Source organism: Liberiplasma polymorphum, from assembly GCF_043951795.1.
Lineage (GTDB): Bacteria > Bacillota_I > Bacilli_A > Izemoplasmatales > Izemoplasmataceae > Liberiplasma > Liberiplasma polymorphum.
In genome coordinates this window covers 1-25,045 of record NZ_JBIOAG010000030.1, presented here as the reverse complement: position 1 = coordinate 25,045, position 25,045 = coordinate 1, and the positions used below count along the sequence as shown (strand labels likewise).

Genomic DNA, 25,045 nt, shown 5'->3' with positions numbered 1-25,045 from the left:
AATATCACTAAAAGCGCTTTCATTTTTGTTGCAAATTAGTTATAATTGTACATGATGAAACTGAGGTGTACTTATGAACTTACAGGAAGTTAGATATAAAGCGTATAAAAAAATATTAAAAGAAGAATTGGTTTCAGCTACAGGGTGTACTGAACCTATTTCTATTGCACTTGGTGCAGCTAAGGTTAAAGAAACCTTAGGCATCATCCCTCAAAGAGTAAAAGTTGAAGTAAGTGAAAACATCGTTAAAAACGCTAAAAGTGTTATTGTACCAAATACCAATCAATTAAAAGGGATTAAATCAGCCATAGCAGCAGGAATCATTGCTGGAAACTGTGTTAAAAATTTAGATGTATTATCAGATGTTTCTGAATCAAAAATTGAAGAAATTAAAGCCTTTTTAAATACATGTCTTATTGAAGTTTTTACCGTAGATTCTTTTTTCCCATTTGACTTACAAATAACAGCTTTTCATGATGATGCTTATGCGAAGGTTCGTATTGCGCATCATCATACAAACTTTGTACATATAGAAAAAAACGGGTTGGTTTTATTTAGTAAAAAAGATACAGAGCATAACGATCCATTAGAACAAGAAAGAAAACTGCTGTCAATCAAAGAAATTGTGGCATTTGCAGATCACGTTGAACTTGATGATTTGATTCCTTTTTTAGACCAACAAATAGAAAACAACATGGCCATCGCTATGGAAGGCATTAAAGAAAATTATGGTGCTAATATCGGAAAGGTACTACTGAGTGTTTATGGTAATGATATAAAGGTACGTGCCAAAGCACTTGCGGCGGCTGCATCGGATGCTAGGATGAGTGGGAGTAAATTTCCTGTAACCATCGTTGCTGGAAGTGGCAATCAAGGATTAACTGCGTCAATTCCTGTTATTATTTATGCTAGAGAACTTAAGGTACCACAAGAAAAGTTATATCGTGCATTAATTGTTTCAAACTTAGTAACCGTTCACCAAAAAACCGGAGTAGGGAACTTAAGTGCTTATTGTGGTGCAGTATTTTCAGGTGCAGGAAGTGGTGCAGGGATTGCTTATTTACATGGCGATGGGTATGAAGCCATCGCACACACCATTGTCAATGCTTTAGCTATTATTTCAGGTATGATCTGTGATGGGGCAAAACCTTCTTGTGCCGCTAAAATAGCGACATCGGTAGATGCGGGTATTTTGGGGTATCAAATGTACTTGCAAGGACAAGAATTTCTTGGTGGAGATGGGATTATCGCTAAAGGGGTAGAACAAACCTTAAGCAATGTAAGCCGATTAGCAAAAGATGGGATGAAATATACAGATAAAGAAATTTTAAAAATAATGTCAGAAACTGACTAAGTTACATATAAATAAGCCTATATTGGCTTTTTTATTGCGATAAAATAGTGTATAATCAAAAAGGCATTATAGTTATAAGGAGTTTTAAGTTATGAGTTTATTAGATGTTGAAAATCTTACGTTTAGTTACGGAAGTGAATTATTATATGAAAAGGCGAGTTTACGTCTTTTTGAAGGTGAACACGCTGTTTTAGTGGGACCAAATGGAACAGGTAAGAGTACATTATTAAAATTACTTGATCGTTTGATTAAACCCGATGACGGTAGCATAGCTTGGTTACCAAATAAGAAAGTTGGTTACCTAGATCAGTATGCTGTTATTAATGGTGAAGTGTTTGTAAAGGATTATTTATATGAAGTGTTTTATGATTTATTTGAAAAAGAACGTTTAATGGAAGCATTATATGCGTCTTTAAATGCATCTAATCTAAGTGAACATGAACGCATTCTTAATCGTGCTTCTACCTTACAAGAGCAATTACTTGAAGCGGATTTTTATGGTATAAAATCACAAGTAAGTAAAATATTAAGTGGATTAGGACTAAATATTGAAATACTTGATAGCCCTATTAAACATTTATCTGGTGGGATGCGTGCTAAAATTATTTTAGCTAAACTATTATTAGAAGAAGCAGATATTTTACTTTTAGATGAGCCTACAAACTTTCTAGATGTAAAGCATATTGAATGGTTAACTAAGTTTTTAATTGGTTACCCTAAATCGTACATTGTAATTTCCCATCAAGAAGACTTTTTACGAGAGATTGCAACGACTGTATTCGCACTTGAAGGTAAGCAAATCACAAGGTATAAAGGGAATTTCGATTATTATCTAAAAGAACGTGAGTTACGCTATGAACAACAAAAGAAAGCCTTCATTGCTCAACAGAAGTTTATTTCAAAAACAGAAGATTTTATTCAAAAAAATATTACTAGAGCAAGCACAACAAAGCGCGCTCAAAGTAGACGTAAACAACTTCAAAAAATTGTTAAAGTAGCCCCACCTAAGAAAAACAGAACATACAAGTTCGGATTTCCAATGGCACGTTCTACAGGTAGAGATGTTTTAGTTATTGATAACTTAGAAATTGGGTATCAATTTCCACTTGTAGATCCATTAAGTTTTACAATCATTAAAGAAGATAAAGTTGCCATAACAGGGAAAAATGGAATCGGTAAATCGACATTCATTAAGACTGTTTTAGGTCAAATCCCCTCAATTAGTGGAAAGTTTGATTGGATAGATACAGCTGAAATTGCCTATTTTGAACAAGACACTAAATTTGAAGATCATTTAACGCCGTTTCAAGTAGTCCACAATTACTATCCGAATTTTACTAAAAAAGAAGTTATGGGATTATTAGGAAATCATGGAATAGATTTTGAGATGGCTTCACGTCAACTCAATACATTATCTGGTGGAGAACAAACCAAAGTAAGACTTGCTTTGTTAAGACATAAAAAAGGAAATGTTTTAATATTAGATGAGCCCACAAATCATTTAGATGCAGAAGCAAAAGAAGCGTTAAAAGAGGCATTAGCTAAATATGAAGGCACACTAATATTAGTGTCCCATGAACAAGAGTTCTATCAAGAAATATGTGATTACGAAATCACACTTTATGAAGCAGATTAACCCAACATAGATGGTTGTTAAACATGTGGAATTACATTATAATTAAACTATTGGAGGGATTCAAAATGAAAAAAGAAGTGAATATGTTTTTAGAAGTTACAAAATATAAAAACTTAACACCAAGTGATCAATCATTAGAAAAACCTCAACCAGAACTAGAAACACCAGTAACCAAAGAAACCATTGATTTACCACCGATTACAACACTAGATAAACCCGAAACACTACTACATGATGCAATCATTAATAGACAAAGCTTAAGAAAATATTCTGATGATAGTTTAACGATGGATGAACTTAGTTATTTACTTTATATGAGTATAGGGATTAAACAAACGCTAAAAACTAATACAAGAAGAACCGTCCCTTCAGCAGGGGCAAGACATGCGTTTGATATGTATATTTTAGTAAACAATGTTAAAGGGCTTCAAAAAGGGGTATATCGTTATAGTGCATTAACCCATAAACTAGTTATTGAAAACATAGACAATACACTTGTAGATAAGATAACTAAGGCAAGTCTAAATCAAGTTATGATTAAAAACTCTGCCGTAACATTTATTCTTGTTGCTGATCCTTACCGCATGAGTTATCGCTATAGCGAAAGAGGGTATAGATATCTCTTTTTAGATGCGGGTCATGTCTCTCAAAATATTTATTTAGTTGCCGAGACTTTGCAAGCGGGAACTGTTGCGATTGCAGCGTATGACGATGATTTAATGAATGAAGCATTAAACCTTGATGGAATTAATAAATTTGTGATCTATTTAAATGCAATTGGTAAAAAAATACACGAAGAAAATTAAGGAGAATATTATGAAAAAAGTTATATTTACAGTAACACTAACATTATTAGTACTTACTCTAGCCGCTTGTTCAGGGTCTAAAATCAATCTTACCTTTGATACGAATGGTGGGGAAGAGTTAGACCCATTAGTTATTAAATCTAATGATAGCTTTAATTTACCAGTCCCAACGCGTGAGGGGTTTTTGTTTGAAGGTTGGTATTTAACAAAATTAGGACCAGACCCAGTTACAGAAAAAAACAGATTTGAAGAAGATGTAACATTATATGCTAGATGGATTTCTGAAAATCATATTTCATATAGTAATCAATTAGATGATACGAATCCTGTTGTCCATATTTATGTTAAAAACGTTGGCGTTATGGTGTTACAGTTATTTCCTAATATCGCTCCAAATACAGTGAATAATTTTATTCATAATATTCAAAACGATTATTACATAGATATCCCATTTCATAGAGTCATTGAAGATTTCATGATACAAGGTGGTATGGGTGAGGCAGGTACATGTAATATCTTCGGTGAATTTACTAGTAATGGCTTTGTAAATCCACTTGGTCATTTTAGAGGCATATTATCAATGGCAAGAACTAATCAACCAAACTCAGCCTCTACTCAGTTTTTTATCATGCATAAAAATACACCAGGGTTAGATGGAAATTATGCCGCATTTGGTGGATTAATTGCAGGGTTTTCAGTACTTGATTACATCGCAACGGCACCTAAGCAAGGGGAAACACCTTCACCTAGTATTATTGTTTCACATATGACTGTAGATACTAAAGGTGTCACCTATCAAGCCCCAGTTTGTCAATAATATACATTAAAACTATTATAAAAGAGGTTAACAGCATGGAAAATTATCGACTTAAAAATAAAATTGCTTGGGAAGAAGCTTTTAATAACCGAAGTGAAAACTTTGATAAAACGTTATTAGAAACGATTGTTAAGAATCCAAAAAAACTATTTACACCAGCAATCGATGAACTATTTTCTCAAATCAATACAAATAGTAAAACCTTAGGGCAATTTTGCTGTAACAATGGTAGAGAAACTTTAGCGGCACTAAGCTATGGCTTTAAAAAAGTTATTGGATTTGATATCGCAGAAAATATGATGAATTTTGCCAATGAAATTGCTGCATTAAATACGATGAATGCATCGTTTTATGCAACTGATTTACTTGCGCTTGATGACACCCATATCAATCAGTTTGATGTAGGGTTATTTACTGTGGGTGCACTTTGTTGGTTTGAAGATTTAAATGAAGTATTTAAAACCGTTAGTAAAACCATAAAAAACGGCGGATTATTAATCATCGAAGACATGCATCCTTTTGGAAATATGATGGCAGAAACAAGTCATGAAGCCTATAACAAGGATTATCCTAAAAATATTGCATTCGATTATTTTAAAAGCACCCCTTGGATAGAAACATCCGGTATGGGCTATATGACTAATAAAACGTATGAATCTAGTGTTTTTACAAGTTATTCTCATACATTATCTTCAATTATAAATGGTCTTTATAACGCGGGCTTTATAATCACACATTTTGAAGAAAATGATATCGATCAAGGAAATATATTTACACACTTAAACAAACAAGGCATGCCACTTACATATGTTTTAAAAGCCCAAAAAATTAAATAAGCAGCCAAGGCTGCTTTTTCTTTAAAAAAGGTTTATTTTATGATGTATAAAGTGTATAATTGCTATGGTAGAAATTGGCGGTGATTTACATGATGATACGTAGTTATATCGGTGATCGTAAATTTTATAGAAGACTATTCACAATTACGTTGCCTTTAGTTATTCAACAACTCATAACAACCCTTGTACAACTTATCGATAATATTATGGTAGGTTCTTTAGACGAATCTGCCATTAACTCTGTATCAGTTGTAAATCAACTGTATTTTGTGTTTATATTAATAACGTTTGGCGTATTAGGTGGTGCTGGGATATTTTCTGCTCAGTATTATGGGTCAAAAGATTTTGAAAAGTTAAGAGAAACTTTCCGTTTCAAAGTAGTTGTAGGATTTGGTGTTTCTTTACTAGCAATTATCACATTTACGCTATTTGGTAGACAGTTATTTATGCTGTTTACTCAAACCGAAGATACCGTTACAAACGGATTAAACTATTTAGCAGTTACAAAGTATAGTCTTATTCCACTTGCGCTATCTATTGCAATATCTACAACATTTAGAGAAATAGGAATTACAAGACCATTACTGTATATATCAATAATTGCCGTACTAACAAATACCATTTTAAATTATGGATTAATATTTGGGAATTTTGGCTTACCGCGTTTAGAAGTTCTTGGGGCAGGAATAGCCACATTAATTGCACGTATACTTGAATTTATTCTAACGTTTATATTTTACTTAAAACGAGGAACACTATTTAAAACTAAGTTTTTAAGACTATTTAGAATAGAAAAAAAGGTATTAATAGGAATTACTGCAATGGCTTTACCGTTAACACTCAATGAAGCGTTTTGGTCGCTTGGTCAAACGGCGTTTTTATTTTCTTATGCTCAAAGAGGCGATACCGCTTTAGCAGCGATGTATATAACAAATGCAGTGAGTCAGTTAGTGTTTGTAACTTTTGGTGCAGTAGGAACAGGTGTTGCTGTATTAGTTGGCAACACACTTGGTGCGAACGAATTAGAACAAGCAAAAGATAATGCCAAAAAACTGATTGCTTTTGCGGTCATGATTGCGACATTTGCGGGGACTATTTTGTTTATTTTGAGTTATTTCGTGCTAGACTTTTATCAAATTGATCAATCGACTAAAAATATTGCAATGTTTAATATAAGAGTTAATGCGTTCTTTATTCCATTTTTTTCCTATAATGTTGCGATGTATTTTGTATTAAGATCAGGGGGAGATACTTTTTCGACTGTGTTAATGGATTCTGGATATATGTGGATAATTGCGGTACCTATTGCTTTAACACTAGCCTATTTTACAGCCCTTCCTGTAACCATGATGTTTTTAATTATTCAAGGACTAGATATTCCTAAAGCCTTTATTGCAACAACCAGATTCAAAAAGGAAAAATGGCTCAGAAATTTAGCAATTTCAGCAGAAATTATTAAGAACCCCGAATAAAATTGTCATTTTTAATGATTAGTGTATAATAGTAGTGAATGCAAGGAGGACTAATTTTATGAAGCATGAACCTAGCAACCAATCCGAATATAATAAAGATCGTCATAGTTCTTTTGGCGCGATGTATCAAAGAAAAAGTTTAAACATTCCAGAAGAAGAAGTACCAGTCGCTAGACGCTTGGTCATTCTATCAATTGTCACTTTTTTCTCGCTCTTTCTTCCTCATATCGGAATCATTTTTTATTTTCTATGGCATAAAGATAAACCAAAAGACGCTAAATGGCCGGGTATTGCGGCTTTACTTGGATTAACAATTAGTATAACCATTTACGTTTTAAGCATAATACCTAGAATTACATAAAGGGCATAGGCCCTTTTTTTACTTATCACAAAATTAACATAACATATCCACAAAAATTTCACAGGTTCTTGGTAAAATAAAGGTAGATTAATAAACACTATTAGGAGGGTTTATATGTTGTTTAAAAAAAAGAAAAAAAGCGAAGAAGAAGTTGTTGATACTAGAACAGATGTAGAACGTAAGTTTGAAGAAAAAGGACATGAAATTGGCGTTAAAACTGGTCAAATTGTTCAAAAGACCATTGATAAGCTCAACGAAACTAAAACAAAAATTAACGAATCAGAAAAATTAAAGTCCGCTCAAGATAAAACAAAAGTGGCAATAGAAAAATCAAAAGATAAAATTCATGAAAGTACAAGCAAGATAAGAAAAAAGAAAAATAACGATCAAGAAAAAGACTAATTTTAAGACGCTATAGTATCCTTATATATATAGCGTTTTTTTATTATCCATCAAAAAATCAGCAAGATTTCATATTATATGCATTAGATTAAACCTAAAATGCATTATAAAACATGTAGAATGCATTCATTTTTTAATAAGAATAGTGTATAATTTTATATATATGAAAGTAATTTCATATGTATCGCACCTAAAATAGTCACATATGAAAAGGCTTTAATTAAAATATATTATGCACTGCTTAGCGGTTTATGTTAGAATAAGAGTACGTTTCTTATGTGATATTTTTTTAAAAAGTAGCCCCTATTTAATCTTTACTTACCTATACATACATGATATAATTGCTTAAAAGTAAATTAATATGGGGTATTATAACCAAATTTACTTTTTAAATTATGGTGTACAGAAACAAAGAATTCAAAATTATTAGAGGTGTTATAAATTTTCATATAGACTCTATTTAATATAGAGGTTATACGAAGTTTATATAAATGATTATTTATTAATCAACCCAAAAAAAGAGAGGAGATATAATTTTGAAAAAGTTTTTATTAGTATTAACTTTAGGATTACTGGCGTTAACTGTTGCTGCATGTAATAGAACTGTTGACCCAGATCCAGATCCAGATCCGGATCCGGATAGAACAGCTCCAGTTATTTCAGGAGCAAGTAACGTAACAATTGAGGTAGGTGCAACTTTTGACCCACTAGCTGGTGTTACGGCTACTGATACTGAAGATGGTTCTTTAACTGTTACTGTAACTGGTACAGTTAATACAAACCAAGTAGGTACATATACACTTACTTATAGAGCGACTAACTCTGAGGATATGTCAACTACAGTTACTCGTGTAGTTACAGTTAGATATCTATTTGCAAATTACCCAGACCAATCTGCGGACTTTAAATTTGCTACTCCAGAGCTTAGAAACACACTATTCGCTTATGCTGAGAGATGGTTATTAACTACAGTAAATGGTGGGGTTCCACTATTCGCTAACTCAACATTCGCAATGTATAGTGATCGTGTTCAGTTACCAGTTGACGAATTCGTTCCTGTTATGGGATACGGAGTTGCATATGGTACTATGACTGAAGATGACTCTACTGTAATTATGGATAACAACCAACTAGGTAACGCTGGTGAGTATACTTACCGTGGAACTATCGGAAGTAATCCAGAAACATTTAACCAATGGATTTATCAAGGGTCTGTAACTTCAGACTTAATGGGTCTATTCTTAGATTCTCCTTACCGTTTCGTATTCAACGCAACTAAAGATGGATATCAAATCGTTCCATCAATGGCAGAAGCTATGCCAGTTCCAGTTGATGCAGAAACACTAGATACAGGTATTGAGGTTGCTAAAGTATGGCGTATTCCATTAAGAGAAGATCTTGCATTCTTCCCTCATCCAAATGCAGCAACTGAATTAGAACTTGACTTTAGTGGTTGGGATTTAACAATTGATGCAAATGACTTTGTAAACACTTACAAATTAGCTATGGAACAAGAATGGCCTCGTGCTGTTGCTGGTGGTGGAGACTTCTTAACTGCTAGTCAACGTATCGTTGGTGCTCGTGGATTTGTTGATGGAGAATTAGACTGGGAAGACGTTGGAATTAAAGTTCATGACGACTATACAGTTGAGTTCACATTCGTTAACAACATGTCTGAGTGGAACGTTATTTATTGGTTATCATCATTTGTTATGAGCCCAATTAACATCGATTTATATGATGCTTTAACTACAATCGATGGTGAAGGTGCACATACAACTACTTATGGTACTGATGAATTTACAATTTTCTATACAGGACCTTACTATGTATCATTCTATCAATCAGATAGTATCGTACGTATGTTAGAAAACCCTAACTTCCATGACGAAGACTTATACTTCTATACAGGTAGAACATTTGAAGTTCATGCTGAGGCTGAAGTTATATTCGAAATGTTCTTAAACGGATTATTAGACGGTACTGGTGTTCCTACTGTAAGTTATGAAGATTACAGAAATGACCCTCGTTTAGTTCGTGTACCTGGTGCTACTGCATTCCGTTTAAACATTAACGGTCTTGGAACAGTTGAAAACCAAAGAGCGCACTTTGAAGACAGTCCTTTCGTACCAGAACCACTTCTTGCTGATGCAGCATTCAAACGCGCATTATACTTCGGTGTAAACCGTACAGTATTAGCTAGAGATATCATGAAAACTGCAGAACCAATGCCATTTATTTTCAGCTCTGCTTACGTTGTAGACGCAGCTGAAGGTACTGCATTCCGTAATACTACTCAATCTTCAATCGTTAACCCTGGATTATCTATTTCAACTCAAGGATATAACCCAGACTTAGCGAGAGCATACTTCAATGATGCAATTAACAGATTAGTTGCTAATGGTACTTACCAACCTGGTACTGTTACTAACCCTACGATTATTGAAATCGGTATGGTTATCCAAGCAGGATCTACAGCTCAAGCATTAATGGCTGATTACTTAGTAGATACTTATGAGCAATTATTCAATAGTACTACTCATAATGTTGTTGTAACATTTAACATTACTCCTGCACCATTCCCTAATAACTACTTTGACTACATCATTCCTGGTAACTTCGATACAGGTACTGGTGGAATCAGTGGTTCAACACTTGATGCAGCTAGCTTCTTAGACGTATTCATGACTGACAACCGTTCAGGATTCACTTTAAACTTCGGATTCGATTCGAATACTCCTGACATCCCAGTTACTTATACTAACTTAGATGGTGATGTAGTTACTGAATTATGGTCATTCGATGCATTAGCTCAAGCACTTGTTGGTCCAACAACAGTTGTTGACGGAAAATTAGTCGAATAATCTTTGATAATTGATGAATTGTTTATTCAATTCGAAATAGCAATTATTAGATAAGCAAACAGCAATTATGTTTTAATAAACATGCAAACCATCTTTGCAAATGCTGGATGGTTTGCTTGTTGTTTGTATTAAATTACAGTAAACTATAAAAAAAAACATAAGTTCATTAATGGAACTTATTTTCGCACATCTTATTTTCGAGTATTTTCAGATTTTTAACTATGAATACACAAATTCTATGTTGGTGCTGTACGCTGTTAATAATTGTAGATCCTACTTGCAATTGTTAAAGTTTTTTATAACACAAATGTAGTGCTTTCCATGTGTTTTGTTAAAACATTTGATGAATCAAATCTAATGTAAGCCTTGGTTCATTAACAACAACACAAAATATGTATGCTTTCACTAAGTTTAATCCATCAATTGTTTTAAATTGAAAAAGACTTTACAACACATCACGATTAGTGCATTATGTTATTCACACAGAATACGAGTAGTGTTTACAAACAAGTATAGTGTGAGCTAACCTATAAAGAATTTATTATTTTATAAATGAGTTACAAAAATTTTTAGAAGAAAGAAGGACTGAAATATGCTGAGATATATTATTGTAAGAACAATATGGATTTTTGTTGTATTGGTCACATTCTTATCTCTCTTATTTATTACGATTCAATTAGTTCCTGAATACCCACCTAATGAGGTCGATGCTAGAAACTCTTACTATGCAGATTTGGCATCTAAAGGATATTATACGGTCGAAATAATTAGTGACCCAGACATTGTACAACAGATAAGAAACGACGAGTACCAAAGATGTAGTGGGTGTTACTATCGTTCAGATGGTGATGTTTACAGAGTTTATGTACCTGTTCCGATTATTACCCAGTATGGAATTTGGGCAAGAAATATTTTACTAAGATGGGATTGGGGTAAATCTACTCGTATTGCAGTTAATGTTGACGTTTTTAGAATTATCGAACAACGTTTGCCAATTACGATGAGAATTAACTTTTTAGCCTTATTAGTGTTCATGCCTGTTGGATTCTTTTTAGGAATTTTAGCGGCTTTAAGAAAAAATAAATTAACAGATAATATTATATCACTTGGTGTCATGATATTTATATCCGTTCCAAGTTTCGTTGTAATGTTATTCTTAGTTATGTTAATTGCGTTTAATGTAAGTTGGATTCCAGCCACCTATCCGTCCGCGGATGTCAGGGGCGCTGTACAGTATTATGCATTAATTTTACCTGTTGCAGGGATTTCACTTGGCGCAATCGCAGGCTTAACTCGTTTAACGCGTGCGGAATTAACTGAGGTATTAACATCAGAATTCTTATTACTTGCAAGAACTAAAGGGCTAACGCGTTCACAAGCAGTAATTAGACATGCAATGAGAAACTCAATGGTTCCATTAGTACCAACGATTATTTTCTCATTCGTATCACTACTCAGTGGATCTGTTATTATTGAAAGAATTTATGCAATTCCAGGAATGGGTCGAGTATATCTGCAAGCCTTAACGCCAAATAACTTCGACTATAATTTAATTTTAGCGTTATCAGCGTTTTATACGTTCATAAGTTTATTTGCAGTATTACTTGTAGACTTAACGTATGGTCTTGTTGACCCTAGAATCAGAATGGGGGCAAGAAAATAATGGAAAAAGATAGAAAAGTAGATCATATCACTAAAGATAAGTTCGAATTTGTTCAACGTGATGAAAAAATTTATGATAAACGCCTTGAAACCAAACCTATTGGTTATTTTCAAGATGCCTTTATTCGATTCAGTAAAAATAGAACGAATTTAATCGCGACTTTTATCTTAGTAACTTTAATTTTATTATCAATATTTGTACCAATGTTAACAAGTAAAAACTACACACGTATTGATGTTCAGTTACAATATTTACCGCCAAGAGTTCCAATTTTAGAACGTTTTGGTATAGCTGATGGAACACGTGTTTATAGTGATCAGCCTGTCGATTTATCAACGATTGATCCTGAGACTGGCTTAGGATTACCTGTTGGGTTTAATCCTGATTATATTAAAATGAGCACGTTAGATAATTATTCAGTTTTTTGTACTAACGTCGTTGAAAACTGTGTTGGTGGGCAAGTTCGATTAACCATTGCAAGGCTTGCTAGTTCAGTTCAAATGAATTCAAGAACAAGTGTGAGTTTCTCACCAGGGAATAACCCAAAAATTGTTGTTGATGTATTTTCAATTAACGGAAGCAATCCGGAATTAAATGTTATTTTAACCCCTTCAAGTGGTGATCCGGTAATTATCGGAACCATTACTGAAGCTGGTGTACATGAATTTAATGTTTTTGATTCAGAGTTAAGCAGTTTCTTATTATCAAGAATTTCATTAGAACTGACTGCGAATGCAGGTTCAGGAAATGTTGTATCGCTTAACAGTGTAAAAGTATTTAATGATGGTAATGAAGAGCCTGTCTATCAAGCAAGTGGCTTCGATTTAGCGCGCTTCCAATTAGAAGATACAAATGCTGGATCTGTTGGTAGAAGCCGTGGAGAAATTCTAATGGCAACTTTTAATTTTGATTCTTATGGAGCAGCATTTGGTGAATTTATCGATGAAGCATTCTCTTCTGAAGATTATTATCGTTTAATCGGTGAATATGGAGATCTTTGTGTCATCGATGAATATATTGGGGATGGTTGGACTTTTGAAGAAGGTTGTCCAATTAAACAAGTAATATCTAAATCAGAAGAACTACAAGGACCAGATGGTAATTTCTTCTATTCTTATCATGTTGTTATTGATTATTTAGCTTATGCTGGATATGATGAAATTCCTTATTTCTTCTTTGGTACTAACCCAGGGGGTCGCGATTATTTTGCGATGGTTTGGCTAGGACTTAGAACTTCACTATTAATTGGTTTAGTTGTAGCAATGATTAATATCTCTATTGGTATCGTTTATGGTTCAATTGAAGGATATTATGGTGGTATGGTTGACTTACTAATGGAACGTTTCGGAGAAATTGTAGGACGTATTCCGTTCTTAGTCTGGCTAGCACTATTCGTAATTATCATGGGACCAGGGGTACTCACCTTAATCGTTTTAATGACTGTTACAGGATGGCTCGGTGTTGCTGGGACCACACGTACACAGTTCTATCGTTATAAAGGTAGAGAATATGTATTAGCATCAAGAACATTAGGTGCTAAGGATTCACGTATTATCTTCCGTCACATCTTACCAAATGGGATTGGGACAATTATTACAGCAAGTATCTTAATGATTCCTGGTGTTATCTTTGCAGAATCAACGATTTCATATTTAGGATACGGTATTGGACATGGTCAAAGCTTTAGATTATTTGGCTTCATTCAATTATCTGGTATTTCAATCGGTGTTTTACTTGCTGATGGACGTGCTACATTAACTACGCGTCCTTACTTAACGTTCTTCCCAGCATTAATTATCTCTATCTTAATGATTACCTTTAACATGTTTGGTAACGCACTTAGAGATGCATTCAATCCATCACTAAGGGGGTCTGAATAATCATGGAAAACACACCAAAATTAAGTGTTAAGGATTTAACGGTATCATTCCGTACAAATCAAGGATTTGTTCGTGCAGTACGTGGTGTTTCTTTCGATTTAGCTGAAGGAGAAACTTTAGCAATCGTTGGTGAGAGTGGATCAGGAAAATCTGTATCTAGTCGCGCTATAATGGGAATTTTAGCAGGTAATGCTATTATTGACAAAGGAAGCATCATCTATGAAAATCAAGATTTAACTAAAATTAGTGAGGAAAACTTCCATAAAATTCGTGGGGGTAAAATCGGGATGATTTTCCAGGACCCGATGTCAAGTTTAAATCCAATTATGAAAATTGGAAAACAAATTACTGAAGGGATGCTTATTAACGGTAAAAGACTTAAAAACCGTTATAAGGATTTAATTCATGAATCACGTATGAAGTTCGCAAACGCTAAAGCTGCTAAAAAAGAAGCTAAAAATCACTTTAAATATGATAAAGTTCAATTAGAAGCAGCAGGTAAAGAAGCAGAAGTTCCAGCATTAAAAGAAAAACTAGTTCAAACGCTTAAAGAGTTAGATGTTCGTATTGCAAAAGCGAAAAAAGATATGAAGAAACAAGCACCAGTTGCTAGAAAACAAGTTAGACAAGAATGGCTTGATGAAAAGAAACGTGTTGGGGCTGAAATTTCTGATGTTAAACAACGCTTAGCTAATGCATCCGATGCAGATAAAGAAAAATTAAGAAAAGAACTAGATGATTTAAGAGAAAGCTTACAAAGATATAAAAAAGTTACTAAACGTGAAGCAAGAGAACGTGCAGTTCAAGTTATGAAAGAGGTTGGGATTCCTGAACCTGAAAAACGCTTGAAGCAGTATCCATTCCAATTTTCAGGTGGAATGAGACAACGTATCGTTATCGCAATTGCTTTAACGCTGAATCCAGACTTATTAATTTGTGATGAGCCAACTACGGCCTTAGATGTTACCATCCAAGCGCAAATTCTTGAGCTTATCAAACGTTTAAAAACTGAAAGAAGCTTATCAGTTATATTCATTACACATGACCTCGGTGTTGTTGCTAACATGTCGGACCGTGTTGCGGTTATGTATGCTGGTAAAATCGTTGAAATCGGATTAGTAGAAGAAATTTTCTATAGTCCTAAACATCCTTATACATGGGCGTTGTTATCATCAATGCCAGATTTAAATAGTAAGGATCGTTTAACTGCAATTCCAGGGACACCTCCTAATATGTTGTTCCCACCAAAAGGTGATGCATTTGCTGAACGTAGTCAATATGCTATGAAAATCGACTTCGAGGAAGAACCACCGTTCTTTAAAGTTACTGATACTCACTTCGCAGCATCATGGTTACTTCATAAAGATGCACCTAAAGTCGAAATGCCTAAAATTATTCAAGATCGTATTGATGTAATGACAGCAGCGACTAACGGGAAAGAGGTGAAGAACTAATGAAAGCAAATGAGACGCCGGTATTAAGTGTTAGAAACTTAAAACAGCATTTTAAAAGTGGATTTGGTAAAAACAAATTAGTTGTAAAAGCAGTAGATGATATTTCTTTTGATATTTACAAAGGTGAAGTATTTAGTTTAGTTGGTGAATCAGGATGTGGAAAAACAACCACTGGACGTACCATCATTAAATTATATGAACCAACTGATGGTGAAGTTTTCTTCTTAGGAAAACGTATATCAGCCGGTACTTTAGCGATTAAAGAAGATTTAAAAGAAGTTAAAAACCAAGCTGCTAGAGAAATTGAAGAGTTTAATAATCCAAACATTAAAGAAATTAAAGCGTTACGTGAAGAACGTGACAAACTTATAACAGATTTAAAAGGTGAAACATTAGTTCGTGGTGGTTCTGCGCCTACAGTTACAAGAGAATTACGCGATAAAATCAAAGCTGTTCGCTCAGAATACGATATAAAAATTAAAGAACTTAAAAAAGATGTACCTAAACCTGATAAATCTAGCCCAGAAGTTCAAGCTATCTTAGAAAAACGTAATGAAAAACTCATGACACTTAAAGAAGATTTTGCAGCTAGAAAAAAAGATACAAAAATCGAAGACAAAGAAGTCATGAAAAAAATGCAAATGATCTTCCAAGATCCAATTGCATCGTTAAATCCTCGTATGATTGTAAAAGAAATCATCGCTGAGGGATTACGTATCTCAGGTGAAAAAGACAAAAAAGCGATTAACAATCGTGTTAACGAAATGCTTGAAACCGTAGGCCTTGTGCCTGAACATGCAAGTCGTTATCCACATGAGTTTAGTGGTGGTCAAAGACAACGTATTGGTATTGCACGTGCGTTAGCTGTATCACCAGAGTTTATTATTGCAGATGAACCAATTAGTGCTCTTGATGTCTCTATTCAAGCGCAAGTAATCAACTTATTAAATGATTTGCGTGAAGAGTTTGGGATTACAATTATGTTTATTGCCCATGATTTATCGGTTGTTAAGTACTTTAGTGATCGTATTGGGGTAATGTATTACGGTAAACTAGTTGAACTAGCGCCTAAAGACGAGTTATTTAAAAACCCATTACACCCTTATACCCGTTCATTACTATCTGCTGTACCACTTCCAGATCCTAGATTTGAGAAGACCCGTCAACGCATCGTTTATAATCCTGCAATGCATGATTATAAACATGACCAACCACAACTTTATGAAATTAAACCAGGTCATTTCGTTTACGCTAACCAAGCAGAAGTTAAAGAGTATAAGAAAGTAATAAAATAGTGAAACGATTACTGATTACTTTTGTAATTAGCATTCTGTTAGTACTCTTAACACAATATTTATTCTTCGAGAATGCTTTTACACATGAGAGTATGTCTAATTCTTTATTTATTATAGGCTTAATGATGTTCTTCATTAGCTTAATCATTGTCACTGATGCAGGTAAAATTTTTATGATAGTCAGTTATAGCTTTAAATCAGTTATGAAACGCGATGATTTTAGATATAAAAGTTATTATGACTACATGAAAGACAAAGAACGAGAAGAAATGACACCTTATGCATTTCAAATGATGATTGCAGGAATTACATACTTAATCATAGCCTATATATTTGCTCAAATTGTTTTACGCGGTGTATAGGGATCATAAATTTATTTAAAAAAGCAAGCCTAGGCTTGCTTTTTTTGTTAAGTACTACACCTAAAATATCTATAAAATATGTTATAATAAGCTTATATAGTTGTTATGACAAGAGGGATTACAATGAAAAAAACTTTAATTAATACGTATAAAAGTTTAACGTATAACATTAAAACATTACTCTTATTTGAAACGATTTACAGAATGATTGGGCTATTAATCATTTTTCCTATCGCGAGAATGTTATTTTATTTATCAATTAGGTTATCAGGATACTCTTACATTACGAACCGATTATTTTTAGAGTACTTATTTAAACCAACTACGATAATTATTTTAATATTTCTTATGATTTTTTTAAGTATATATATTGTCATCGAAATGATTTTTTTATCTTTATTATATGATTATGGGTATCATGAAAAAGATATTCAGTTTAAATCTTTTGTTATTTTAGGAATTAGAAGAAGTATAAGTGTACTAAAAAGATATCATGTTTTAATTATTGGTCCAGCCTTTCTATTTTTCATTTTAGTAGAAATATTTCACATTGTAGGGATTGCTTCAACGATTTCTATACCATCTTATTGGGTTGAACAAATGGTTAATTATCCACTAATTATTATTAGTTTTTATGTAAGTATACTAATGATAGTTATTTTATTTATTGAGACTATTTTTACACTAAATTTATATACTGTGGATCGATTAACATTTAAAGAAGCGTATTCACAGTCAAGATTGATGTTAAAAAAGAACCGTCTAAAAATGTTTGCGGAGTTTGTTCTACTAAATATCATACTAAACGGAACGTTATATCTTATTTATACGTTAATTATCTTAAGTATTGGTGCAATAGTGTTTATTACAAGAGGACAAGAGTATGTATTAGGATTTTTACTAACGATTCTTTACTCTGTATATTTTATTATTGGGCTAATTGCAACGCTTGTTTTGATTCCAATCAACTACGCTTTAATCAGTGTATGGTATTATGAAAACCGAGAACGTTTAGGACTATATAAAAGAAATTTTGAATCTGAACGTGCACTCAAAAAACCGTTTAACTATAAGTTATTTAGACGCGGTGTATGGGGAACAATTATCATTATATTTGCCTTAAATATTTCAGGTGTTTTAACAGTTCTTGCGCAACCATCAAGACAAGTTGGACTATTTAATAGAGCCGAAATTATAGCGCATAGAGGCGCTTCATGGGATGCACCAGAGAATACATTAAGCGCTTTTGATTTAGCTATTGAACAAGGGGCAGATGCTGTAGAATTTGATGTCAGAATGACTAGTGATGGCATCCCTATAATAATGCACGATGCAACCGTTGGTAGAACAACTAATGATTCACAAAATCGACGTGTTGATCAATTAACATTAGAAGAAATTAAATCCTTTGATGCAGGCAGTTGGTTTTCAGAAGAATTTGCTGGAGAGACCATTCCAACACTTGAAGAAACCTTTGAACTCTTACAAGGTCGAACAATATTATTTGTTGAGCTTAAAGTCTCTACCCCAGAAATTGAAGCAGCTACAATTGAATTAATTGAACTATATGGACTTGAAAACCAAGTGGTATTAATGTCGTTTAACCGATTGCAATTAAGAAGAATAAAAGCATTAAATGAAAATATAGAAACACTATTATTAATCACAACATTTTATGGTGATTTTAATGCATTAATTAGCTATCCTGAGGTAGATAATTTCGGATTTGAACGTTCACTTGTTGTTAATAATCCTGATTTTGTAGACAGACTACATGCTAGAAATAAAGGAATTTACGTCTGGACAGTAAATAGCGAAACACATTTACAACAAGTAGTTGATTTAGAAGTTGATGGCATTATAACAGACCGGCCACTCGTTGCACGAGAAATAGCCTATTCAGCGACAACAAGAGGGGTTATTGCTGAAATATTAAGAGAGTTTTTTTCAAGAAATCCTAGTACCATTGCGTAAAAGATAAGTTTAAAATTAAAAAATGTTCGTATGATTTAAGTTACGAACATTTTTTTTATTTCATTATAGTTTTTTTTCTTAAATAATCATACTGATCACTGGTTAAATATACAACTTGTTTCCATGCTTTTTTTTCTCTTGTAGTCCAACTTTCATCTTTATAACGGTAATCACTTTTTCTCTTTATTTCTGAGAGTACCCCATATAAGGTATTGAACTTCTCTTGAGTTGTATTAACAAATTGATTATATTCGAATGACTTAATCATTTTTGGATGTGATTTGACTAAATCAAAATGCGTTAGACATAAAATGCCGTTTACCGTATAAGCATCTTTAAATGCTTTGTTTGAATAAGACTTAACAAAGGCTTCAACGTAGTTTTTTTCATTTCTAGATTCATGCGAACACATATAACATGTTGGTGAAGGTAAAGAATTTTTTTTCTGTTTTATTTTATTCACAGCAAACAAAGGTTGTTTTTTATCTAGTAAATGACTATATAAAATAGCATGTGCTAAAGGATCTCCTTTTTTCATCATTTCGTTCGCATGATGTTTACAAAATCCATCTCCATTTAAAAAATTGGTTACAAAATCAGGATCTGTAACATGTTCATATAACAACTGATTTAATCTACGATCAGAAGTAGACTTTAATAAATCACATATTGGACATTCAAACATATTAAATCGTAGTAATATATCATGCATAAGGGCGTGTGTAGTCATAGTATACCTCATTTCTTATCTTAATGTATTGTACTAGTAAAGAACCATTCTGTCAAATATTCTAACAGGAGTTTTAAGCCATTAAGTTTGATAACAGCTATGTAGAATTTACGGTCCAAAATTAAACAATCACTATTTATATATTTACTTAAATAATTTGTTTTTAACACGAAATAACTGTGCTATACTATTATTATAAAAGAAAGGAGGGTATGTATGAACCCAGAAAATCAACCTACACAAAATCAAGGTAATTTTGGCTTTGCAATTTTAGGATTTTGTATTCCAATTGTTGGACTAGTACTTTTTCTAGTATGGAACAAAGAACGCCCAGCTGATGCGAAATATGCTGGTATGGGGGCTTTAATTAACGTTATACTTGGTGTAGTCTTATTTATCTTTATGGTAATTTTAGGCGCATTTGCAGGTGCAGCATATTAATGCAAAGAAATCAATGGCTACCATTAATATTTGGTTGCCATCAAAAACCTGAACGCTCATTTAAGTGTAAGGGGAAAGCTTTACCTATTTGCGCAAGATGTACAGGAGAATTAATTGGATTTCTGATGTTTACCCCATTGTTTTTATGGATTAAACCGAGTTTTTTTATAGGGTTTTTATTACTTATGCCAATGATTGTCGACGGCCTTATACAAGCTAAAACGCAGTATGAGAGTCATAATATGACACGCCTTTTTACTGGAATATTGGGAGGCGTTGGATTATTAACAGTCATTGTAAACGTTTTAATCTTTGGATATCAATTAGGGTTTAATTTAACATCAACTTAACGTGTATTCCACAAAAGGTATACACGTTTTTTTTATTGTAAAATAATTCTATTTTTGATATACTTGAATAAATACTTTGATATTCAAAATAAAATCTTTCGAGGAACTTTATGAACAATAAAGCATATAAAATTATTAGCGTTAGCATATTAATTATGATTGTGATGGGAACAGTATATTCTTGGAGTGTATTTAGAGTATCTGTCGAAAATGATTTTAATTTAAATGCAACTCAAAGTGGGATTCCATACATGAGTGCATTGTTTTTTTAAGCCATCTCTATGATGGTTACAGGTAGAATACTATCACCTAAAAATATGCGATTATTTGCTTTGAGCGGTGCTTTACTAATATCATTCGCTTGGCTATTTGCGAGTTTTTCAACAACATTAACTCAACTGACATTTAGTTATGGAGTCCTAAGCGGAATTGGGGTAGGGATGCTTTATGGTATTCCAGTTTTTATTATACAAAAGGAGTTTTCAAATAGAAGTGGACTGTATACAGGACTAGTATTACTTGGTTTTGGAATGTCTCCATTAATCACTGCACCACTTGCAAATGGGTTATTGACTTCAATTGGGTTAAAACAAACATTTTTCTTCTTTTCAATTGTTTCTTTTATCGTATTAGTACCATTAAGTATGTTTCTTAAAACATCAGCTTATAGTACTAATTCACAACAACACATAGATAAAGGCCTTTCAAGAAAAAGGTTTGTTGGTATTTATGCAATGTTTTTAATTGCAACAACTATTGGTTTAATGATGATAGGACTTTCTTACCGAATCGGTGTAGCAAATTATAATTTTAATCGCAATCATATAGCCATACTCGTGTCTTTGTTTGCTATTTGTAATGGAGTTGCAAGACCTATATTTGGGCAATTAATGGATAAGAAAGGGTTTGACTATACTGCTAGATTATCTATACTTCTAATAGTTATTGCAGCGATAATCTCAAGTGTAAATCAAGGAAGGTTCTTAACATTATATGCGATATCATTTAGTCTGTTTTGGTTTAATTTGGGTGCTTGGTTAGCGATAGCACCAGCAGCGATTAAAGAGTTTTATGGCTTAAAAAATTATTCTAAAAACTACGGTTTAATGTTTACGGCATATGGATTTGGGGCCATAATTGGTGTTTTACTTAGCGGAATGATTATTGATCGATTTAACAATACAACACTTTTATATTTAAGCATTATATTTATTTTAGTTACTACTTTTATAGTAGATTATTTAATCTATTTATCAATAAGTAAAAAACGAAGCGTTTAAACACTTCGTTTTATTTTGTCTTTACTTGAAGTAGTTTCCATTTAATATTACAATAATACTAGGTGATAATCATGAGAGTATTTATAGGGATTGGGTTTGATGAATCAGTAAAAAAATACTTATTAGAAACACAAGAATATCTTAAAACGACTTTTTATCAAGCAAAATTTACCCATTATGACAATTTTCACATAACTTTAAAGTATATTGGATTAATCACCCATCACGAGTTAGATTCGCTTTATCAAATAGTAAATAGTATAAGTAAAACATATAAGGCATTTAACATTAAAATTGGTGATTTAGGTTCATACAATATTCGTGGAAAGCAACTATTTTGGATAGATGTGACAGAGGGTAAAAAAGCATTGCAAAAACTATATAACAAAGTTGAACAAGCTTTAGTTTTTGAAGAGTTTAAAGCAGATCAAAGAAAATACAATCCACATGTTACTATTGCAAGAGAAGTTGTTTTAAATAATCATCTTAATACCAGTAAACGTTTGCCGGTTTATAAAGAACCAATCAATGTTAATAAAATAACTATCTTTGAAAGCCACCGAGTAAATGGATTACTTACATACACACCACTATATGAATGCGAATTAGTGAATGGAGATGAACTATGAAAAGTGTTATCGTAATTGGAGGGTCTAACCTGGATTTAATTGCTCAACCTGTTGAACAACTGGTTTTATATGATTCGAATCCTGGATCCATAAAAGTTAGCCATGGTGGTGTCGCTAGAAATATCGCAGAAAATCTAGCTTTACTTGATGTTGATGTTACTTTAATAACACCACTTGCCAAAGATTTTGCAGGAAATGAAATTTATAATTTTGCGATTAAAACCGGGATTAAAGTGTTGCCAATTGAAGTTAAAGAAACTTCAAAATATCTAGCAATTATGGATAAAAATAATGATTTATACATTGGTATATCAGGGATGAGTATTTTTGAAATGTTAACTTATAAAGACTTGGAGCAATACAAAAACCATATATTGAAATCAGATATTATCGTCTTAGACACAAATCTATCTGATTCTATTTTAAATTATATTTTTTCAACCTTTAAGCAACCCATTTATGTTGATGCAATTTCAACAAAAAAAGCAGAGAAGCTAAGACCATATTTTGATAGAATTAAAGGGTTAAAGATGAATATTTATGAAGCGTGTTATTTATCAAATACTTCATATAATTCAAGAGAAGATATAAATGAAATTGCTAAATATTTTGATTCAAAAGGCGTAAAAGATACGATTATCACTTTAGGTGAAGCAGGGTCAGTATTGTATAAGGATAACATCTTAATATATGAAGAAAGTATTAAAACAAATGTTATTAACGCAACAGGAGCAGGTGATGCATTTTTTGCAGGAATAATTTATGCGCTAATTCATAATTTAGAACCCTTAAAAGTTGGTACTGGAATGGCACATTTAAACTTAATCGATCAAAATACAGTTTCAAAACATATTAGCAGTAAAGCATTAGCGAGAATTTTAAAGGAGATTAATTAAAATGAATGCAATGAATATTAAAGATGAAGTAAGAAATGCGATTAAAAATAATCAACCAGTCGTAGCATTAGAATCTACCATTATTTCACATGGCATGCCTTATCCAGATAATATTGAAATGGCTTTAAATGTAGAAAGTGTAATACGTAAAGAAGGTGCAGTTCCTGCGACTATTGCTATTTTAAATGGTGTAATTCATGTAGGACTTGATAGAAAAGAAATTGAAATATTAGCACAAAGTAAAGAGGTTATTAAAACGAGTAAAAGAGACTTAGCTTACGTTGTTTCACAAAAAAAACATGGCGCAACAACTGTTTCTGCAACAATGCTAATTGCTGCTTTGGCTGGAATTAATATTTTTGCTACAGGTGGCATTGGTGGTGTTCACAAAGGGGCAGAAACTTCATTTGATATTTCTAGAGATTTAGAAGAGTTGTCATCGATAAATGTTGCTGTAATTTGTGCTGGAATTAAGTCAATACTAGATTTAGGTCTAACATTAGAATATCTTGAAACCAAGGGTGTTGAGGTCATTGGCTATCAAACTGAAGAACTGCCAGCTTTTTACTCAAGAAAAAGTGTATTTAAAGTAGATTACAACATGCAAACACCTAAAGATATTGCGTCACTTTTAAAAACAAAGTGGCAATTAGGTTTAACAGGTGGTGTAGTCATCACAAACCCAATACCAGAACGCTATAGTATGGATCATACCTATATTTCAGATGCCATAGAAAGTGCATTAAATGAGGCGGTAGAAAAAGGCATAAAAGGTAAAGAATCAACCCCCTATTTATTATCAAAAGTTAAAGAAATCACAGAAGGTAAAAGTTTAGAATCGAACATTGAACTTGTTCTTAGTAATGCTAAACTAGCAGCACAAATTGCAATTGAATATTCAAAAATAATAAGCAATAAACAAAATTAAAGGTTATTAATAAAGGGAAGTAGTTCTTATTTACTAGATTTGAATAAGAATCCCTTTTTTACATAAAGGAGTGTTCATAAATGTACTGTGAAAATTGTAAAGAATACAGATTAAGTTCTAGTGATGAATACTGTTATAAATGTGGTAATAAGTTAATTAAAGACGAAAGTATTGAAACAGATAATCAACAAATTATTTTAGAAGAAAATCCATACACACTTTTTTTGTTGGTTAGTACTATTTTGTTAGTTTTATCGATGATTGCAATGGTAAGAGTTCCGTTCAGCTTATTAACATTTTTATTTACATTAATCGCATTTATATTCTCAAAAAAGATTAAAGATAAGTCTAGTCGTGGAAGATTAATTTACACGTTAAATTTATTAGCACTATCGTTATCTTTAATTGGAATATTTTTCATTATAATTCTTATTTTGGTTGGTATTTTATCGGCATTTTTATAAATAACGCTCATAAAAATTGTGAATTTTTCTTAGACAAAAAGAGGTGTTATTTTGTTATTTAAAGCGGATAATCACTATTTTTAAAATGTGTATAAAATGTGTATTTTTAGTGAATCATTGTATAACTGTTTTTATGAGTTCCCATTTATAA

Annotated in this window: 24 protein-coding genes and 1 pseudogene; 24 read left to right on the top strand and 1 reads right to left on the bottom strand. The window is 32.6% G+C overall.

Translation table 11 applies throughout. From position 1 onward, the window contains the following. Positions 1-73 precede the first annotated feature (73 nt). The 16 genes and pseudogenes from ACHAJD_RS07470 to ACHAJD_RS07395 all read left to right on the top strand — a co-directional run bounded on the left by ACHAJD_RS07470 (position 74) and on the right by ACHAJD_RS07395 (position 19,176). A complete protein-coding gene (locus ACHAJD_RS07470) occupies positions 74-1,354 on the top strand; it encodes an L-cysteine desulfidase family protein (RefSeq protein ID WP_435585236.1) in 1,281 nt (426 codons plus the stop codon). Positions 1,355-1,445: 91 nt separating this feature from the next. Continuing rightward, positions 1,446-2,990, top strand: coding sequence for an ABC-F family ATP-binding cassette domain-containing protein (locus ACHAJD_RS07465; protein ID WP_435585235.1), 1,545 nt, complete (start codon positions 1,446-1,448; stop codon positions 2,988-2,990). A gap of 65 nt (positions 2,991-3,055) precedes the next feature. Then, complete coding sequence (locus ACHAJD_RS07460) at positions 3,056-3,796, top strand: SagB/ThcOx family dehydrogenase (RefSeq protein WP_435585234.1); 741 nt, start codon at positions 3,056-3,058, stop codon at positions 3,794-3,796. 10 nt (positions 3,797-3,806) lie between these two features. After that, positions 3,807-4,613, top strand: coding sequence for a peptidylprolyl isomerase (locus tag ACHAJD_RS07455; RefSeq protein WP_435585233.1), 807 nt, complete (start codon positions 3,807-3,809; stop codon positions 4,611-4,613). A gap of 35 nt (positions 4,614-4,648) precedes the next feature. Continuing rightward, positions 4,649-5,449, top strand: a complete 801-nt coding sequence (locus ACHAJD_RS07450; RefSeq protein ID WP_435585232.1) for a class I SAM-dependent methyltransferase — start codon at positions 4,649-4,651, stop codon at positions 5,447-5,449. An 89-nt stretch (positions 5,450-5,538) separates the two neighbouring features. Continuing rightward, entirely contained in the window at positions 5,539-6,921 is a 1,383-nt protein-coding gene (locus ACHAJD_RS07445; protein ID WP_435585231.1) for an MATE family efflux transporter, read from the top strand. A gap of 58 nt (positions 6,922-6,979) precedes the next feature. Then, on the top strand, positions 6,980-7,282 hold the full coding sequence (locus tag ACHAJD_RS07440) for a hypothetical protein (RefSeq protein ID WP_435585230.1): 303 nt from the start codon (positions 6,980-6,982) through the stop codon (positions 7,280-7,282). Positions 7,283-7,396: 114 nt separating this feature from the next. Next, positions 7,397-7,684 carry a hypothetical protein gene (locus ACHAJD_RS07435; RefSeq protein ID WP_435585229.1) on the top strand — a complete coding sequence of 96 codons (288 nt, stop codon included), beginning with the start codon at positions 7,397-7,399 and terminating at the stop codon, positions 7,682-7,684. 536 nt (positions 7,685-8,220) lie between these two features. Then, the gene (locus ACHAJD_RS07430) at positions 8,221-10,548 is read left to right on the top strand and encodes an ABC transporter substrate-binding protein (RefSeq protein ID WP_435585228.1); all 2,328 of its coding nucleotides are present in this window, start codon (positions 8,221-8,223) and stop codon (positions 10,546-10,548) included. A 592-nt stretch (positions 10,549-11,140) separates the two neighbouring features. Continuing rightward, positions 11,141-12,211, top strand: coding sequence for an ABC transporter permease (locus tag ACHAJD_RS07425; RefSeq protein WP_435585227.1), 1,071 nt, complete (start codon positions 11,141-11,143; stop codon positions 12,209-12,211). Further along, positions 12,211-14,091 carry an ABC transporter permease gene (locus ACHAJD_RS07420; RefSeq protein ID WP_435585226.1) on the top strand — a complete coding sequence of 627 codons (1,881 nt, stop codon included), beginning with the start codon at positions 12,211-12,213 and terminating at the stop codon, positions 14,089-14,091. Before ACHAJD_RS07425 ends, ACHAJD_RS07420 begins: the two co-directional genes overlap by 1 nt. Before the next feature lie 2 nt (positions 14,092-14,093). Beyond that, positions 14,094-15,545, top strand: a complete 1,452-nt coding sequence (locus ACHAJD_RS07415) for an ABC transporter ATP-binding protein (protein WP_435585225.1) — start codon at positions 14,094-14,096, stop codon at positions 15,543-15,545. Next, positions 15,545-15,823, top strand: a pseudogene (locus ACHAJD_RS07410) (ATP-binding cassette domain-containing protein); the annotation flags it as partial. The gene ACHAJD_RS07415 and the pseudogene ACHAJD_RS07410, both read left to right, overlap by 1 nt. A 48-nt stretch (positions 15,824-15,871) precedes the next feature. Continuing rightward, positions 15,872-16,840 carry an ATP-binding cassette domain-containing protein gene (locus ACHAJD_RS07405; RefSeq protein WP_435585238.1) on the top strand — a complete coding sequence of 323 codons (969 nt, stop codon included), beginning with the start codon at positions 15,872-15,874 and terminating at the stop codon, positions 16,838-16,840. Next, a complete protein-coding gene (locus ACHAJD_RS07400) occupies positions 16,840-17,202 on the top strand; it encodes a DUF3899 domain-containing protein (protein WP_435585224.1) in 363 nt (120 codons plus the stop codon). The genes ACHAJD_RS07405 and ACHAJD_RS07400 overlap by 1 nt, the downstream gene beginning before the upstream one ends. Positions 17,203-17,325: 123 nt before the next feature. Further along, complete coding sequence (locus tag ACHAJD_RS07395; RefSeq protein WP_435585223.1) at positions 17,326-19,176, top strand: glycerophosphodiester phosphodiesterase family protein; 1,851 nt, start codon at positions 17,326-17,328, stop codon at positions 19,174-19,176. 55 nt (positions 19,177-19,231) lie between these two features. Here ACHAJD_RS07395 and ACHAJD_RS07390 read toward each other — a convergent pair whose 3' ends face one another. Further along, on the bottom strand, positions 19,232-19,906 hold the full coding sequence (locus ACHAJD_RS07390) for a DUF6062 family protein (RefSeq protein ID WP_435585222.1): 675 nt from the start codon (positions 19,904-19,906) through the stop codon (positions 19,232-19,234). Between the two features lie 216 nt (positions 19,907-20,122). Between ACHAJD_RS07390 and ACHAJD_RS07385 the strand changes: the two genes are divergently transcribed. The 8 genes from ACHAJD_RS07385 to ACHAJD_RS07350 all read left to right on the top strand — a co-directional run bounded on the left by ACHAJD_RS07385 (position 20,123) and on the right by ACHAJD_RS07350 (position 24,894). After that, entirely contained in the window at positions 20,123-20,347 is a 225-nt protein-coding gene (locus tag ACHAJD_RS07385; protein ID WP_435585221.1) for a hypothetical protein, read from the top strand. Further along, positions 20,347-20,697 carry a DUF2085 domain-containing protein gene (locus tag ACHAJD_RS07380; RefSeq protein ID WP_435585220.1) on the top strand — a complete coding sequence of 117 codons (351 nt, stop codon included), beginning with the start codon at positions 20,347-20,349 and terminating at the stop codon, positions 20,695-20,697. Before ACHAJD_RS07385 ends, ACHAJD_RS07380 begins: the two co-directional genes overlap by 1 nt. Positions 20,698-20,807: 110 nt before the next feature. Next, positions 20,808-20,969, top strand: a complete 162-nt coding sequence (locus tag ACHAJD_RS07375) for a hypothetical protein (protein WP_435585219.1) — start codon at positions 20,808-20,810, stop codon at positions 20,967-20,969. Between the two features lie 9 nt (positions 20,970-20,978). Continuing rightward, the gene (locus tag ACHAJD_RS07370; RefSeq protein ID WP_435585218.1) at positions 20,979-21,977 is read left to right on the top strand and encodes an MFS transporter; all 999 of its coding nucleotides are present in this window, start codon (positions 20,979-20,981) and stop codon (positions 21,975-21,977) included. Between the two features lie 71 nt (positions 21,978-22,048). Beyond that, complete coding sequence (gene thpR, locus ACHAJD_RS07365; protein WP_435585217.1) at positions 22,049-22,606, top strand: RNA 2',3'-cyclic phosphodiesterase; 558 nt, start codon at positions 22,049-22,051, stop codon at positions 22,604-22,606. Continuing rightward, the gene (locus ACHAJD_RS07360; protein WP_435585216.1) at positions 22,603-23,502 is read left to right on the top strand and encodes a carbohydrate kinase family protein; all 900 of its coding nucleotides are present in this window, start codon (positions 22,603-22,605) and stop codon (positions 23,500-23,502) included. The genes thpR and ACHAJD_RS07360 overlap by 4 nt, the downstream gene beginning before the upstream one ends. A 10-nt stretch (positions 23,503-23,512) precedes the next feature. Beyond that, entirely contained in the window at positions 23,513-24,430 is a 918-nt protein-coding gene (locus tag ACHAJD_RS07355; RefSeq protein WP_435585237.1) for a pseudouridine-5'-phosphate glycosidase, read from the top strand. A gap of 80 nt (positions 24,431-24,510) precedes the next feature. Next, positions 24,511-24,894, top strand: a complete 384-nt coding sequence (locus tag ACHAJD_RS07350; RefSeq protein ID WP_435585215.1) for a hypothetical protein — start codon at positions 24,511-24,513, stop codon at positions 24,892-24,894. The last annotated feature ends 151 nt before the right edge of the window (positions 24,895-25,045 follow it).